We start from the raw sequence: 14,955 nt of genomic DNA, 5'->3' as shown, positions 1-14,955 counted from the left end.
TTTCTGCTTTCCAGAGGCAAATTGCCGCTGACGATGCGTCGCCGGGCTTGCGTTTTCGGGCGGGCTGGTATTCGACGCGCAGCAGTGCAGCAATTTCGTACAAAACGGCTGATTGAATGGCGGTAGCACCCAAAAGCTGGGCCGGACGGGGCATAGGCTGGAGCCGCATCGCGGCACGCGAGCTCTCGACGGTCGTGATCACGGTCTTCGGACTCCTGCTCGTGACCTTCCTGATCGCGCGCGTGATGCCGATCGACCCGGTCCTGGCCGTGGTCGGCGACCGCGCGCCCGCCGATGTCTATGAAAAGGCGCGGCTCGATCTCGGGCTCGACAAGCCGCTCTGGCACCAGTTCGCGATCTATATCGGCAAGGTCTTCCGGGGCGATCTCGGCACCTCCGTCCTGACGGCGCAGACCGTCACGCAGGACATCAAGACCGTGTTCCCCGCGACGCTGGAACTCGCCACGCTCGGCACGCTGATCGGCGTGCTGTTCGGTGTCCCCTTCGGCATCGTCGCAGCCGTCTATCAGGGCCGCTGGCCCGATCAGATCGCGCGGATCGTCGGGCTCCTCGGCTATTCCGTCCCGGTCTTCTGGCTCGGCCTGATGGGGCTCCTGCTGTTCTATGCCAAGCTCGGCTGGGTCTCCGGGCCGGGCCGGATTTCGGTCGTCTGGCAGGATTATGTGACGCCCGTCACCGGCATCGTCATGCTGGACGCTGCGATGCAGGGCGAGTGGGAGGCGTTCTGGGACGCCTTCTCGCATCTCGTCCTGCCGGCTTCCGTGCTCGGCCTGCTGTCCATCGCCTATATCAGCCGCATGACGCGCAGCTTCATGATCAACGAGCTGCAGCAGCAATACGTCATCGCCGCGCGGGTGAAGGGCGTGTCGGAGTTCGGCGTGATCTGGCGGCATGCCCTGCGCAACGCGATCGTCCCGCTCGTCACCGTGATCGCGCTCTCCTACATGCACCTGCTCGAAGGCTCGGTGCTCACCGAGACGATCTTCGCCTGGCCCGGCCTCGGCCGCTACCTGACCAACGCCCTGCTGAACGCGGACATGAACGCCGTGCTCGGTGGCACGCTGGTCGTCGGCGCCGTCTTCATCGGTGTCAACCTCATCTCCGACATGATCGGCCGCCTCGCCGATCCGCGGACCCGCTGAGGAGGCGACGATGTCGGATGTAACCACCGCGCACACCAGCTGGCATGACTGGCTGATCTCGAACGACCCGGTCTCGCGGCGCCAGGCGCGCCTCGGCCAGCTCTACCGCCAATGGCTCGCCTTTCGCCGCAACCCTGCCGCGATGGTGGGGCTCGCCATCGTTGTCCTGCTCCTGGTCGTCGCCGCGCTCGCGCCGGTGATCTCGCCGCATGATCCGATCGCCCAGGCGCTCGACAAGCGCCTGTTGCCGCCGTCCGCGACCTACTGGTTCGGTACGGATTCGCTCGGCCGCGACATCTTCAGCCGCATCGTCTACGGCACGCGGGTGACGCTGGTCATCGTGCTGCTCGTCGTCGTCACGGTCGGGCCGATCGGCCTGCTCATCGGCTGTGCCGCCGGCTATCTCGGCGGCTGGGTCGACACCGTGTTGATGCGCATCACCGACGTCTTCCTCGCCTTTCCCCGCCTGGTGCTGGCGCTGGCCTTCGTCGCGGCGCTCGGCCCGGGACTGGAGAATGCCGTCATCGCCATCGCCTTCACCGCCTGGCCTCCCTACGCCCGCGTGGCCCGCGCGGAGACGCTGGTGATCCGGAATGCTGACTACATCGCGGCGGTCCGCCTGCAGGGCGCCTCGCAATGGCGGATCGTCATGAAGCATGTCGTGCCGATGTGCCTGCCGTCGCTGATCGTGCGGTCCACACTGGACATGGCCGGCATCATCCTCACCGCCGCAGGACTCGGCTTCCTCGGCCTCGGTGCCCAGCCACCGATCCCAGAATGGGGCGCTATGATTTCGGCCGGCCGCGAGCAGATCTTCGACCAGTGGTGGGTCGCGACCTTCCCCGGCATCGCGATCTGCGTCGTCGCGCTCGGCTTCAACCTGCTCGGCGACGGCCTGCGCGACGTTATGGATGCGAGGTGAGGTGATGGAACAGCCGCTCCTCGAACTCGACAATCTGCGCGTCGATTTCCACACGCCGACCGGCATCGTGCATGCCGTTCGGGGCCTGTCCTTCACGCTCGGCCGCGAGCGCCTCGGCATCGTCGGGGAATCCGGCTCCGGCAAGTCGATGACCGGGCGCGCAATCCTCGACCTGATCCCGCATCCCGGCGTGGTCACGGCCGATCGCCTGAGGTTCCGCGGCCAGGATCTGACGACGATGGACAAGGGTGCGCGGCGCAAGCTGCGCGGCCGCCACATCTCCATGGTGATGCAGGACCCGAAATTCTCGTTGAATCCGGTGCAGACCGTCGGCCACCAGATCGCCGAGGCCTATCGCATCCACCACAAGGCCGGCGCCCGCGAGGCGCGCGAGCGCAGCCTCGCCATGCTCGAGCAGGTCCAGATTCGCGAGCCGGGGCGCGTCTACGACCTCTACCCGCATGAGGTCTCAGGCGGCATGGGGCAGCGCGTCATGATCGCGATGATGCTTATTGCCGAGCCCGAGATCCTGATCGCTGACGAGCCGACTTCGGCGCTCGACGTCACCGTGCAGCTCCAGATCCTGAAGATCCTCGACGATCTCGTCACGCAGCGCGGCATGGGGCTGATCTTCATCAGCCACGACCTTCACCTCGTGCAGTCCTTCTGTGACCGCGTCATCGTCATGTATGGCGGCAAGGCGATGGAGACCTTGCCGGCCGCCGAGCTTGCCGACGAGGCGGCTCGCGCTCGACGGCATCCCTACACGCTGGGGCTGCTCGGCTGCCTGCCTGATCTCGACCATCCGCGAGCAGAACTCGCCACCCTCAAGCGCGACCCGGCATGGCTGGCATGAGCACGAAACCCGCCATTGCGGTCGACAAACTCAACGTCTCCTTCGGCGATTCCCACGTCGTGAAGGACCTCTCCTTCGCGGTCGCATCGGGCGAGAGCTACGGCATCGTCGGCGAATCCGGTTCGGGCAAGTCGACCGTGCTGCGCGTGCTTTCCGGCCTCAATCGCGACTGGAGCGGTATGATCGCGATAGACGGTGGCGTGCAGCCGAAGGCCCGTGACAAGGCCTTCTACCGCAACGTCCAGATGGTCTTCCAGGACCCCTATGGCTCGCTGCATCCCAAGAAGACGGTCGACGATACGCTGGCCGAGCCGCTGGCCATTCACGGCATTGGCGACGCCGAAAAGCGGATCGGCCGGGCGATGGCGGAGGTCGGCTTGCCCGCCTCCTTCCGCTTCCGCTACCCGCACCAGCTGTCCGGAGGCCAGCGTCAGCGGGTGGCGATCGCGCGTGCGCTCGTGCTCGAACCCTCGATCCTGCTCCTCGACGAGCCGACCTCCGCGCTCGACGTCTCGATCCAGGCCGAGGTGCTGAATCTGCTGCAGGCGCTGCGCAAGGAACGAAAGCTCACATACATCCTCGTCAGCCACGATCTCGCGGTCGTGGCGCATATGTGCGAGCGCCTGCTGGTGATGCAGTTCGGCCGTGGCGTCGAGGAGATGACGGCGCGGACGCTGGCGGCCCGCAACCCGCAGACGGCCTATGCGCAGCAACTGCTCACCGCGAGCGAGGGTTTCAGGCGCGGCTGAGCCGCGCCGCCTGGACGGGCGCCGAAGGCTTGAGCTGTGCGCCGCACGTGACACCCGCCCTGTGATCTAAGCGTTTGGCAATCGAGCGCCTTGGTCGCATTCTCGTCGCAAGCCCGGCGTCCTGATAGGTGTCGCCTGGAAATCACTGCCGGGCCGGGATTTTCCGTCGGGCTTGGGCCTGGTGCCGGGCATGGAGAAGTAAGAGACATGGACGCCATCGCCGATCGCACGTTACGGCCAGAGACGGCCCCGGAGCGGACCCCGGTTCCGCCCTTCGATCTGGTGATTTTCGGCGCCGGTGGCGATCTCGCCTTGCGCAAGCTCTTTCCGGCGCTGGCGCAGCGCAGCCGCGAGGGCGTGCTGCCGGGCGAGAGCCGCATCCTCGGCATCGTCCGCAAGGCCGAAGACGTCGAGGACTTGCCGAAGCAGATCGCCAGGCGGCTGTCAGAGGAAGGGCTTTCGAAGAACGACGTCCACGCCTTTCTGCAGCGCCTCACCGTAGTCATGCTCGATGCGGTCAAGCCCGAGACCTATGCGGCGCTGAAAGCGGAACTGGGGGCCAATGGCCGCGTCCGCTCCTTCTATCTCTCGACGCCGCCCGACCTCTTCATCCCGATCTGCGAGAACCTCGCCGCTGCCGGCATCCTGACGCCGACCTCGCGCGTCATCCTGGAAAAGCCGCTCGGGCGCGATCTCGCCTCGGCGCGCGAGATCAACGACGCCGTCGCGCGCATCCTGCCGGAGGATCGCACCTACCGGATCGACCATTATCTGGGCAAGGAGACGGTGCAGAACCTGCTGGTGCTGCGCTTCGCCAACACGCTGTTCGAGCGCTCCTGGTCGAGCCGCGACATCGACCATGTCCAGATCACCGTCGCCGAGACAGTGGGACTGGAAAGCCGCGCCGGCTATTACGATAAGTCCGGGCACATGCGCGACATGGTCCAGAACCATCTCATGCAGCTGCTGACGCTCTTCGCCATCGAGCCGCCGAACATGCTGGAGGCGGGCGCTGTCCGCGACGAGAAGATCAAGGTCCTGAAGGCACTGCGCCCGATCGTCGGGCCGGACGTCCAGCGCTACACCGTCCGTGGCCAGTATGTCGCGGGCCAGATCGACGGCCAGCGCGTGCGCGGCTATGCCGAGGAACTCGGCCATGCCAGCAACACCGAGACCTTCGTTGCGATCCGCTGCGAGATCGATACCTGGCGCTGGGCCGGCGTGCCGATCTATCTGCGCACCGGCAAGCGCATGGCGCAGCGCTATTCCGAGATCGCGGTCACCTTCAAGCCGGTGCCGCATTCGATCTTCGGAAGCGGCTCCTGCGACCGGCTCGATGCCAACCGCCTCGTCATCCGGCTCCAGCCCAATGACGGCGTCCAGCTCCAGCTGATGATGAAGGTGCCGGGCTCCGGCCGGCTCAAGGTCGTGCCGCGCCAGCTCGATCTACGCTATTCGACCGCCTTCGATGAACGCACGCCCGATGCTTATGAGCGCCTGCTGACGGACGTGATCCGCGGCGACCAGACCCTGTTCATGCACCGCGACGAGGTCGAGCAAGCCTGGACCTGGGTCGATCCGATCATTGCAGGCTGGCAGGACTACACCCCGCACCCGCATCGCTATGTGGCCGGCTCCTGGGGCCCCTCGCAGGCGATCGGCCTGATCGAGCGCGAGGGCCGCTCCTGGGCTGATCCGGACCTGGTCTGATGGAGGCGCGCGGCACCGTCGCCTGGCATCGCTTCGCCAGCCTGCCGGATGCTTCGGAGGCGCTGGCCGAGGCGGTCGCGATCCGCCTGCGGGCGCTGCTGGCGGAGCAGGGCAGGGCTTCGCTGGCCGTTCCCGGCGGCACGACGCCGGCGCACTTCCTCGCCACCCTCGGCGCGATCGATCTCCCATGGGAGAACGTGATGCTGATGCCGACGGACGAGCGCTTCGTAGCAGCCGATGACGTCGCCTCGAACGAGCGCATGTTCCGCGAGCAGTTCGCGCCTTTGCAAAATGGGCGGGTCGGCTTTCTCTCCTTCCATGGCCATGGCAGCGACATCGAGGCCGCGGCGGCCGTGCTCTGCGCCGAACTGGCGCAGGCGCCGCCGCTCGACCTGCTGGTCAGCGGCATGGGCACGGATGGCCACATTGCCTCGCTATTCCCCGGTAGCGAAGCGACATTTCTCGCGGCACCCGATAGCGGCATCGTCATCGCGCATCCGCCCGGACTGCCGCCGCGGCTGTCGCTGTCGCCCGCCCGCCTGACCGGGGCAGGCTGGGCGAGCCTGTTGATCGCCGGCTCTGTGAAGGAAGCGGTGCTGGCGGCCGTTGCCGAGCACCCCCTGCCGTTGCCGGTCGATCTGCTGCTGGCGCGCGCGCAGGGGCTCGACGTCTACTGGGCGAAAGAGTAGACCGCCCCGATCCTATCAAATCGATTGAAAGACGAGACGATGGACGAAACTGCCGCGATTGCCCGGCTCAAGGCCTGTGGCGTCATTCCGGTCGTGGTGATCGAGGACGCCTCGCGCGCCATCGACCTCGCGCACGCCCTCGTCGCTGGCGGCATCGATGTCGTCGAAGTCACGCTGCGTCGTCCGGCCGGGCTTGCGGCACTCGAAGCCATCGCGAAGTCGGTGCCGAAGGCGCTGCCGGTCGCAGGTACGGTCGTGACGCCGGCTCAGGTCGCGCAGGTCAAGGATGCCGGTGCGAAAGCCGTCGTCAGCCCTGGCTTCAGCGAGAGCGTCGATGCCGCCCTGAAGGAGGCCGGGCTGCCCTGGCTGCCGGGCGTCGCCACGGCGTCGGATTGCATGCGCGCCGTCGCCGCGGGCCGGACGGTCGCCAAGTTCTTCCCGGCCGAGACTGCGGGCGGGCCGCCGGCGCTGAAGGCGCTGTCGGGGCCCTTCCCGCAGATGAGCTTCTGCCCGACGGGTGGCGTCGGCCTCGCGAACCTGTCCTTTTACCTAGCTTTGCCGCAGGTCATCTGCGTCGGCGGCTCCTGGCTCGTGCCCGCCGATGCGATTGCGACCGGCGACTGGAAGCGCGTGACGCAGCTCGCGAAAGAGGCGAGCGAAGCGTTCAAGGCGGCACGCGGATAGTTCAGGCGGGCCGCGCCGCTTTCCAGGCGAGTCGATGGGCATGGTCGCGGATGTCGGCAGGCCAGGCAGCGGCCTGCGTCAGAAACCGCGCTTCATCGCCTGCGAACAGCGCCCGTGAGGCTTCCTCGAAACCGGCCCGGTCGCCGGCCATTGCCGACATGAAGCGGTAGGCGGCCTCCCGTGCGAGCCTCCGGCTGCTTTCTCCGCCGTCGCGGAGCCGCGCCTCGTCCACCAGCCGTCGCAGGGCAGGGGAGGCGCCGCCCGGCTGCGTCGCAAGCCAGTCCCAATGGCGCGGCAGGAGCGTGACCTCGCGCGCGACGACCCCGAGCTTCGGACGGCCTCGTCCGCGCGATCCGGTTTCGGTCGAGGCCGCGTCGATTTCAGTCGCGAAGCCTGATGCGGGCTCCGATGTCTGCGCCAGCCGTGCCAGCACCTCTGCCGCCGAGCCGCGCAGATCGAGATCGACGACGGCGCCGGATTGATCGTCGAACGTCAGGATCGGTGCGCTCGGCTGCTCGCCTGCTGCTGCCTTAACCGCAAGTGCGACTTCGCTGAGCGGTCCGCGGGCCAGTTGGCGGTCGCCGTGGAAGGCAGTGCAAGGGCGGTGAGGCCCTTCCGGCCTGTGAGTCTGTGTCATGAATTTTGATCCGGGTAGAATATTGCCCTATTAATACCCGGATGATATTTGTCGTCCAGTCGAAAATGATGAAGCTGGGCGAGTGCGATGATGGGTTTGGACAGGAAGGCGGCGATCGCCGCCTACAAGGAACGCAAGGTCGTGGCCGGGGTTTATCGGATACGCTGCCTGGCGAGCGGCCAGTTCTGGGTCGGGCAGGCGCCCAATCTCGAGAAGATCGAGAACCGCCTCCGGTTCACATTGCAGCAAGGCACGCATCGCCACCGCGGCTTGCAGGAGGCCTGGCTGCGTCACGGCGCCGACACTTTCGTGCTGGAGCCGGTCGAGCAGCTCGAGGAGGAGACCGATCCCTATCTTCGCGACCGCTCCCTCAAAGACCGGCTCACATATTGGGCGGCCGCACTCGGCGCGCCCCGGATCTGAGATCAGCGGACCGACAGCTTCTCCACGACGAGCTCCGCGATTGCCAGCGAACTCGTCAGCCCGGGGCTTTCGATGCCGAGCAGATTGACGAGTTCCGGCACGCCGTGGACTGCCGGCCCGTCGATGCGGAAATCAGGCATCGGCTCGGTCGGTCCGTGCAGTTTGGGACGGATGCCGGCATAGTCGGCGACGAGCGCGCCATCCGCTAGGCCCGGCCAGTAGGTCCGGATTGCGGCATAGAATTTCTCTGCGCGCGCCGGATCGACGACGAGATCCTGGTCATGCTCGACCCATTCGACATCAGGGCCAAACTTCACCCGCCCGCCCATGTCGATCGTCGCATGGATGCCGAGCCCGGCCGCTTCCGGCACGGGATAAACCAGATGCGAGAAGGGCTGCTTGCCCAGCAGCGCGAAATAGTTGCCCTTGGCGAAGGACTGCTTCGGGATGTGCTCGGCCGGAAAGCCGTCAAGGCTGTGCAACAGCCGCGGCGCACCATGGCCGGCCGAATTCACGATCGTCCTGACCGAATAGGTCGCCGGTTCCTCGCCGCCGAAATCGACGCTGAAGCCGTCGGACTCGCGGCGCCAGCCGGCGATCGGCGTGTTCAGCGCGAGCGAGCCGCCCGCCGCCTCGCATTCTCCGAGGAGCGATAGCATGAAGGCGTGGCTGTCGACGACGCCGGTCTCGGGCGAGAGCAATGCGATCTCGCAGCGCACCTCCGGCTCCATCGCCTTGGCCTCGCCGGCATCGAGCCAGCGCAGCGTATCGACGCCGGAAGCCTGCGCGCGGGCCATGATCGTCTCCAGCGCCGGCTTCTGCGCGGCAGAGGTGGCGACGATCAGCTTGCCGCAGGCCTTGTGCGGCAGGTTGCGCTCCCGCAGATAGGCGTAGAGTCGCTTGCGCCCTTCGACGCAGACCCGCGCCTTGAGCGAGCCCGGCGGGTAGTAGATCCCGGCATGGATGACCTCGCTGTTGCGCGCCGAGGTCTGCGTGCCGATGCCCTCGGCCGCGTCAACCACAACGACCTCGCGGCCGGCGAGCGCGAGCGCCCGCGCCGTCGCGAGGCCGACGACGCCGGCCCCGATCACCAGGCAATCGATGTCATGCATGCCGGGATACCTTTCAGGCTTGGCGCGGCATCGCGGTTTCGATGAGGTTCGCCCAGTAGGTCACGCCGACGGGGATCACCGCATCGTTGAACTCGTAGGCCGGGTGGTGGAGCCCGGCCGAGTCGCCGTTGCCGATGTTGATGAAGGCGCCGGGACGCTCCTCCAGCATGTAGGAGAAATCCTCCGAGCCCATGGTCGGCGGCACGCTCGTATCGACCTTGCCCTTGCCGAAGGCGGCATCGATCGTGCCGACCACGAAGTCGGCCTGGGCGGCATGGTTGAAGGTGACCGGGTAGCCGCGATGGTACTCGCAGCTATAGGTCATGCCGAAGGCGTTCATCAGCCCATCGGTAATCTCGGTAACGCGCTTCTCGGCGAGGTCGCGCATCTGCGGGGTCAGGGTGCGGATCGAGCCCTTGATCTCCACCGTCTGCGGAATGACGTTGAAGGCCTCGCCGGCGTTCAGCGCCGTCACCGAAACGACGATCGAATCGAGCGGATCGGCATTGCGCGACGAGATCGTCTGCAGCGCGGTGACGAGCTGGCAGGCGGCGACGATCGGATCGTTGACCCGGTGCGGCGCGGCCGCATGCCCGCCCTTGCCCTCGATTTTGATGTGGAGGCGGTCAGCGGCGGCCATGGTCGGGCCCTTGCGAACATCGAACTGGCCGATCGGAAGCCCAGGCTTGTTGTGCATGCCGTAGACTTCCTGGATGCCGAAACGGGTCATCATGCCGTCGTCGATCATCGCCTTGGCGCCAGCGCCGCCTTCCTCGGCCGGCTGGAAGATCACGACAGCCGTGCCGTCGAAGTCCCGGGTCTCGGCAAGATACTTGGCGGCGCCGAGCAGCATGGCGGTGTGGCCGTCATGGCCGCAGGCATGCATCTTTCCCGGAATGGTCGAGCGGTGCTCGAGATTGGTTTCCTCATGGATCGGCAGCGCGTCCATGTCGGCGCGCATGGCGATGACCTTGCCGGAGCCCTGGTTCCTGCCCTTGATGACGCCGACGACGCCGGTCTTGCCGATGCCGGAGACGACCTCGTCCACGCCCCATTCGGTCAGCTTCTGCGCGACGATCCCGGCCGTGCGCTGCACGTCGTACATCAGCTCGGGATGACGGTGGAAATCGCGACGGATGGCGGTGATCTCGGGCGCAAGCGCGGCGATGAGTTCGGCTTTGGGCATAGGATCCTCGGGTCTCGGAACAGCGATCCGTCGGCGACGGACTTTCAGGAATGCAGGTTGGAGGGACGCCGGTCAGGCGTCGGCGGGAACGTAGCGGCGCGACAGCTCGTTGCGGTCGTCATAGGATGCCTCGAAGATTGCCGCCGCGAGCGTGGCACGGACATGCAGCGTGTCGGTGCCGATATTCTTGAAGCCATGGCGGGCACCGGCAGGAATCAGCACGGACTGGTTGGCGGTGACGACCATCGTCTGGTCGCGCAGATAGATCTCGGCCGTGCCGCCCATGACTTCGAGCACTTCCTCGACCGCATGCAGATGCATCGGCGCGCCGAGGCCGGGCTCGCAGAACTGCTCGAAGATGCAAAGCTGCTTGCTCTGGACGAGCGCCGAGACCCGCATCTCGGTCATCACGCCGTCGCGCCATTTGTCCTGCGGCTGGGTCTTGTGGTCGAGGATTTCCATCTCGCATCCTTCACGTTTCGCCAGTGGCCCGTCGGGACGACCTCGCCGGATCGAAGGGATCCAAGGCGGCGCGCCTTCTCCAGAAGCCCGAACGGGGCACAGCGTCAAGGCTCGGCGCCGCGACCCGGCTGCGCGCCCGCGGCGTGGCGCGACGACGAGGCTGGCAGCGCTTTCCTCAAAGGCAGAACTGGGTGCGCCAGATTGCGATGTCCTCGAGCGCGACGTTCGAGCCGCAGAGGACGAGAGCGACCCGCTCGCCCGGCTTGAACATCGCCTTGCGCGCCACTGCTGCGGCAACGACGCAGGAGGCGGCCGGCTCCAGCAGTACCCGCCCGTTCTGCAGCACCCAGTCGATCTCGCGGACCGCATCGGCGTCCGGCACGATCACGATATCCTCGATGAACTGGCGCGCTGCGGCCATCGTCCGCTCCGTCGCGAAGGGAGCGCCCAGCGTGCGTGCGATCGAGGTCGGCCGGATCGCGACCGGCTTTCCGGCCTCGAGCGCCTGCGTCATCGTCGTCGCGCCTTCCGTCTCGACGCCGTGGATGCGCAGCGCCGGATCGAGCCCCTTCATGGCCGCGCCGACGCCGGCGGCGAAACCGCCGCCGCCGATCGAGATGAAGACATGGTCGAGCCGGCCGCCGGCATCATTGTTCAGCTCGAGGCCGAGCGAGCCGTGGCCGGCGATGATCGCCGGATCGTCGTAGGAATGGACATTGGTCATGCCCTGCGCGGCGTAGCTTTCAGCCTTCGCGAAGGCCGCGATCGAATCCTCGCACAGCTCGATCTCCGCGCCCAGCGAGCGCGCCATCGCGACGTTGAAGGACGCTGCATTCTTCGGCATGAGCACCAGCGCCCGGCAGCCCATGGTCTTCGCCACCAGCGCGACGGCAATGGCGTGGTTGCCGCCGGAGACAGTGACGACGCCGCGCGCCAGCTCGCCCTCGCTCAGGCTCATCAGCTTGTTGAAGCAGCCGCGCACCTTGAACGAGCCGCCGAGCTGCAGGCTCTCCACCTTGACCACCGTTTCGACGCCGAGCCGGGCCGAGAGGCCGGCGCTGTAGAAGGTTGGCGTTCGCCTGATCTTGCCGGCGATGCGCGCCGCGGCGGCCTGGATATCGCCCAGAGTGACGTCGAAGTTCATGCCTGCGCCTCTTGCTTCGTGGTTCCCTTATAGGGGCGCTTCGCTGTGCACGGAAACGTAGCGTTGGCAGCAGGGGCGAGGGAGCCTACAAAATATATCAGACGATCGGTCCGAAGCCCGTAGGCATGAAACCTGCCTTGGGCCGCCTTTTGGAGAACAGCCTCGTGACCATGACGCCCCGAGAAATGACGCCCAAGGAGATGCTCGCCAAGCTGGTTTCGTTCAATACGGAATCGCAGCGCAGCAATCTCGACCTGATCCATTTCTGCCGCGACTACCTCGCGGGGCTCGGAGTCGAGAGCACGCTGGCGCACAGCGCCGATGGCGAGAAGGCCAATCTCTACGCCACGATCGGGCCGAAGGTTGAGGGCGGCATCGTGCTCTCCGGCCATACCGACGTCGTGCCGGTCGCCGGTCAGGACTGGACTTCGGATCCCTGGACGCTCACTGAGCGCGACGGCAAGCTCTATGGTCGCGGCGCCTGCGACATGAAGGGTTTTGATGCGATAGCGCTCGCCCTGGTGCCGGAGATGCTAGCTGCGTCTCTGAAGCGCCCGATCCATATCGCCCTCTCCTATGACGAGGAGGTCGGCTGCCAGGGCGCGCGCGTGCTGATCAAGGCGATGGTCGAAGCCGGGCTGAAGCCCGCCGCCGTCATCGTCGGCGAACCCTCGATGATGCAGGTCGTCACCGGCCACAAGGGCGGCTTGCGGATGCGCACGGCGGTGCGCGGGCATGCAGTCCATTCCAGCCAGATGCATGCGGGCGTTTCCGCAGTGATGGCGGCGGGCGAGCTCATCCACTGGCACAGCGAGACCATGGCGCAGAACAAGGCGCGCACCACCGCCGACAACGGCTTCGAGCCGCCTTACACGACGCTCCATGTCGGCGTCGTCCATGGCGGGACGGCGGTCAACATCACGGCCGAGGATTGCAGCTTCACGCATGAGGTCCGCACGATCCCCGGCGAGCAATACGAACAGTACGAGGCGCTCTACCGCGCCAAGATGGCCGATCTTTCGGCGCGGATGCAGGCGATCGCGCCGGAAACCGGCATCGACTTCACCATCACTTCGGACACGCCGGCCATGGCGCCTGAAGAGCACGGCGCGGCCGAGGAACTGTGCCGTCGCCTGACCGGCGACAATGCGCGCCATGTCGTGGCCTATGGCACCGAGGGCGGATTGTTCCAGCGGGCCGGCTGGTCGACTGTCGTCTGCGGCCCCGGCGACATCGCCCAGGCGCACCAGCCCGACGAGTTCATCACCGTGGCGCAACTCGATGCCGGCGTGGATTTCGTGCGGAAGCTGATCGCGGATCTGGCGCGGTAACGCGTTGGGGGCGGGGCTACCACGGTAGAGCCCTTTGACTTGGCTGTGAGATCGGCAGGAGCCTGTTGGGGGTTCCTGCCGGCACCCTTGGCTGTCAGGCATCCGACCCATCTGCGACATTCGGAGATCGCTTCGGGGACCGCCACCGGCCGATTGCGCCGAAAATATCCGGCGGATGTGAGACCCCTCGGAGACTGCCCGGAGGTTGCGCCGTGGTCGCCGAGAGTGGCCCGCCCGGTCTCGCTTCGGCAGAGCGGACCTCTGTCAATCACGGTGTTGTTACAATGGGCACCGCAACTTCCGGCGCGGCGTGACGTTTGGTCATTGTCGTCGGGGGCAAGCCCCCGGAGATCAGCCGGAAACGGACCGGCTGCTGCCAAACTTGGCCCTGTCTCGCTTCAACGAGCGGGGCCATTTTGTTGTTGGTGCTTCGCCTTCAGCGCCGCTTTGCAATCGAACTGGGCTTGCAATGACACAACTGCCACGTCGCCGCGGATGTTCCCTCTGCAGCGCAGCCCGTCATTCCCGCCGGCGAGGACCTGTAGCGCTTGGCGAGAGGCATCTCCGCGAGGAGCCCGACATTTCATCCGTGCGGTCATCCCTCCGACCTAGTGCAGACGCCCGGCAGGCGAGGTTGGAGAGCATATGGGGCCGGTCGTTGGGAGGCGTTCGACATGGTCCAACCGAGGGCCGCCTGAGAGTTGGGATATGGGACCTTTGGTCTAGCGCTCGGATTGGATCCGCTCACAGCGCTCGAAGCTGACCTTCGAACGACTCTCGGATCGAGCCGTGCCGTGCCAGCACGTCCAGCGCGCTGACCGCACCGAGCCCGTCGTCGACCAGACGTGGATGACCGCGACGCCTCGGCGGTGCGCGCTCATCGCTCGCCTTCATTGAGTGCATGATGCTCGTCCTCGCCGGCAGAGGTTCTTGCGACGCATCTTGAAAGGTTGGGGGAACGGGGGCGACGCTGGCCATGACTTGACTCCGATGGCCAGTTTGTTCTCATTATGTTCTGACCCCAAGGAACGCAAACCATGTCCGCGCAGCCAGCCGATCAGCAGGCCGACGACCTGTCGCCCGAGCTCGAAATCGAAGCCGAGATCAATGATCTGATCGCCGAGCATGGTTCCGAGCGTGCCGCAATCAGGGCGCTCCTGCACGATCTGACCGTGCTGTTGCAGGATGCCGATCGATCAACGTCGCGGGGCTTCCTGCGCGGCGTCTTCTCCGCAGGCGCACGACCCATAGCGGTTGACGATGAGACGTGAGCAAGGCCGCTTCTTCGAAGCCAGCTCGATCTGATCGCGGACGAAGAAGCCCCTGGGTCCATTCGAGATGCGATCAGCGAAATCGACGGCTTTCCGCAATGTTCCAGCGCGCTGTCAGCTCTCTTGCCGGATGCCCAAGCCGGGATGTGCTGTTCGCGCGGCTGAAGCGCTAAGGTCCGCAAACGGCCCGCGGCAGACATCGAAGTCCGTTCAAGCAGCGGCGGCTTGTGGGCTTCCGCGGCGGGGTCCGGCAGGGTAAGACAGCTCCATGAGCCCCATCGCGCGACGCATCCTGCCCCTGTCGTCCGTCATCGCCATTTGCGCGTTTCTGTCCGCCTGTTCGGCGGGCTCTATTTCGCAAACGGTCGAACAGGTGCCGAATGACAGCTTCGAGACCGAGGTCGAGACAGCCGCCGAGAGCATGGGGCCAACCACATGCGTGCCTATGGGTGAAGGCGCGCGATGTTTCGTCCAAACCGACGGCGCGGCGCGGCGAGCCAAGCAACGAGCTAGCACCGGATCGCGCCGCCCAACCGATTCGTAAGGCCTGAGCCCCTATCCCGAACGCCTGCCGCAAGATCGCGCACATGCTGCCTTCGGCTATGCATCCTACGCG

General features: G+C 66.3%; 17 protein-coding genes. 11 read left to right on the top strand and 6 right to left on the bottom strand.

Annotated features, from left to right (window positions below; all coding sequences use genetic code 11):
- Positions 1 to 116: 116 nt before the first annotated feature.
- The 7 genes from VGN82_RS20255 to eda all read left to right on the top strand — a co-directional run bounded on the left by VGN82_RS20255 (position 117) and on the right by eda (position 6,773).
- Positions 117 to 1,163: an ABC transporter permease gene (locus VGN82_RS20255; RefSeq protein ID WP_327528845.1), complete on the top strand. Its 1,047-nt coding sequence runs from the start codon at positions 117 to 119 to the stop codon at positions 1,161 to 1,163.
- A 10-nt stretch (positions 1,164 to 1,173) separates the two neighbouring features.
- The gene (gene nikC, locus VGN82_RS20250) at positions 1,174 to 2,085 is read left to right on the top strand and encodes a nickel transporter permease (protein WP_327528844.1); all 912 of its coding nucleotides are present in this window, start codon (positions 1,174 to 1,176) and stop codon (positions 2,083 to 2,085) included.
- Between the two features lie 4 nt (positions 2,086 to 2,089).
- Positions 2,090 to 2,941, top strand: a complete 852-nt coding sequence (locus VGN82_RS20245) for an ABC transporter ATP-binding protein (RefSeq protein WP_327528843.1) — start codon at positions 2,090 to 2,092, stop codon at positions 2,939 to 2,941.
- Entirely contained in the window at positions 2,938 to 3,690 is a 753-nt protein-coding gene (locus VGN82_RS20240) for an ABC transporter ATP-binding protein (protein ID WP_414644337.1), read from the top strand. Before VGN82_RS20245 ends, VGN82_RS20240 begins: the two co-directional genes overlap by 4 nt.
- 207 nt (positions 3,691 to 3,897) lie before the next feature.
- Positions 3,898 to 5,400: a glucose-6-phosphate dehydrogenase gene (zwf, locus tag VGN82_RS20235; protein WP_327528840.1), complete on the top strand. Its 1,503-nt coding sequence runs from the start codon at positions 3,898 to 3,900 to the stop codon at positions 5,398 to 5,400.
- Positions 5,400 to 6,089: a 6-phosphogluconolactonase gene (locus VGN82_RS20230; RefSeq protein ID WP_327528839.1), complete on the top strand. Its 690-nt coding sequence runs from the start codon at positions 5,400 to 5,402 to the stop codon at positions 6,087 to 6,089. The genes zwf and VGN82_RS20230 overlap by 1 nt, the downstream gene beginning before the upstream one ends.
- Before the next feature lie 39 nt (positions 6,090 to 6,128).
- Entirely contained in the window at positions 6,129 to 6,773 is a 645-nt protein-coding gene (gene eda / locus VGN82_RS20225; protein WP_327528838.1) for a bifunctional 4-hydroxy-2-oxoglutarate aldolase/2-dehydro-3-deoxy-phosphogluconate aldolase, read from the top strand.
- 1 nt (position 6,774) lies between these two features.
- On the opposite strand, the gene VGN82_RS20220 is transcribed toward eda, so the two are convergent.
- A complete protein-coding gene (locus tag VGN82_RS20220) occupies positions 6,775 to 7,410 on the bottom strand; it encodes a DUF2239 family protein (protein WP_327528837.1) in 636 nt (211 codons plus the stop codon).
- A gap of 90 nt (positions 7,411 to 7,500) precedes the next feature.
- Between VGN82_RS20220 and VGN82_RS20215 the strand changes: the two genes are divergently transcribed.
- Positions 7,501 to 7,833 carry a GIY-YIG nuclease family protein gene (locus VGN82_RS20215; RefSeq protein WP_327529189.1) on the top strand — a complete coding sequence of 111 codons (333 nt, stop codon included), beginning with the start codon at positions 7,501 to 7,503 and terminating at the stop codon, positions 7,831 to 7,833.
- A gap of 2 nt (positions 7,834 to 7,835) precedes the next feature.
- Here VGN82_RS20215 and VGN82_RS20210 read toward each other — a convergent pair whose 3' ends face one another.
- From VGN82_RS20210 to VGN82_RS20195, 4 genes are all read right to left on the bottom strand, one after another.
- Entirely contained in the window at positions 7,836 to 8,945 is a 1,110-nt protein-coding gene (locus VGN82_RS20210) for an NAD(P)/FAD-dependent oxidoreductase (protein ID WP_327528836.1), read from the bottom strand.
- Positions 8,946 to 8,958: 13 nt separating this feature from the next.
- Positions 8,959 to 10,131, bottom strand: coding sequence for a M20 aminoacylase family protein (locus tag VGN82_RS20205; RefSeq protein ID WP_327528835.1), 1,173 nt, complete (start codon positions 10,129 to 10,131; stop codon positions 8,959 to 8,961).
- Between the two features lie 72 nt (positions 10,132 to 10,203).
- On the bottom strand, positions 10,204 to 10,593 hold the full coding sequence (locus VGN82_RS20200) for a cupin domain-containing protein (RefSeq protein WP_327528834.1): 390 nt from the start codon (positions 10,591 to 10,593) through the stop codon (positions 10,204 to 10,206).
- Positions 10,594 to 10,768: 175 nt separating this feature from the next.
- Positions 10,769 to 11,737, bottom strand: a complete 969-nt coding sequence (locus tag VGN82_RS20195; protein ID WP_327528833.1) for a threonine ammonia-lyase — start codon at positions 11,735 to 11,737, stop codon at positions 10,769 to 10,771.
- 170 nt (positions 11,738 to 11,907) lie between these two features.
- Here VGN82_RS20195 and argE point away from each other — a divergent pair, with 170 nt between their 5' ends.
- Entirely contained in the window at positions 11,908 to 13,068 is a 1,161-nt protein-coding gene (gene argE / locus VGN82_RS20190) for an acetylornithine deacetylase (protein WP_327529188.1), read from the top strand.
- A gap of 744 nt (positions 13,069 to 13,812) precedes the next feature.
- On the opposite strand, the gene VGN82_RS20185 is transcribed toward argE, so the two are convergent.
- Complete coding sequence (locus VGN82_RS20185; RefSeq protein ID WP_327528832.1) at positions 13,813 to 14,046, bottom strand: hypothetical protein; 234 nt, start codon at positions 14,044 to 14,046, stop codon at positions 13,813 to 13,815.
- A 59-nt stretch (positions 14,047 to 14,105) separates the two neighbouring features.
- Between VGN82_RS20185 and VGN82_RS20180 the strand changes: the two genes are divergently transcribed.
- Both VGN82_RS20180 and VGN82_RS20175 read left to right on the top strand, forming a co-directional pair.
- Positions 14,106 to 14,339 (top strand): hypothetical protein, encoded by a 234-nt coding sequence (locus tag VGN82_RS20180; protein ID WP_327528831.1) that lies wholly within the window; start codon positions 14,106 to 14,108, stop codon positions 14,337 to 14,339.
- Between the two features lie 268 nt (positions 14,340 to 14,607).
- Entirely contained in the window at positions 14,608 to 14,883 is a 276-nt protein-coding gene (locus tag VGN82_RS20175) for a hypothetical protein (RefSeq protein WP_327528830.1), read from the top strand.
- The last annotated feature ends 72 nt before the right edge of the window (positions 14,884 to 14,955 follow it).

This window comes from Allobosea sp. (assembly GCF_035999205.1).
In the GTDB taxonomy this organism is placed as follows: domain Bacteria; phylum Pseudomonadota; class Alphaproteobacteria; order Rhizobiales; family Beijerinckiaceae; genus Allobosea.
This window is presented reverse-complemented; position numbering and strand designations above follow the sequence as displayed.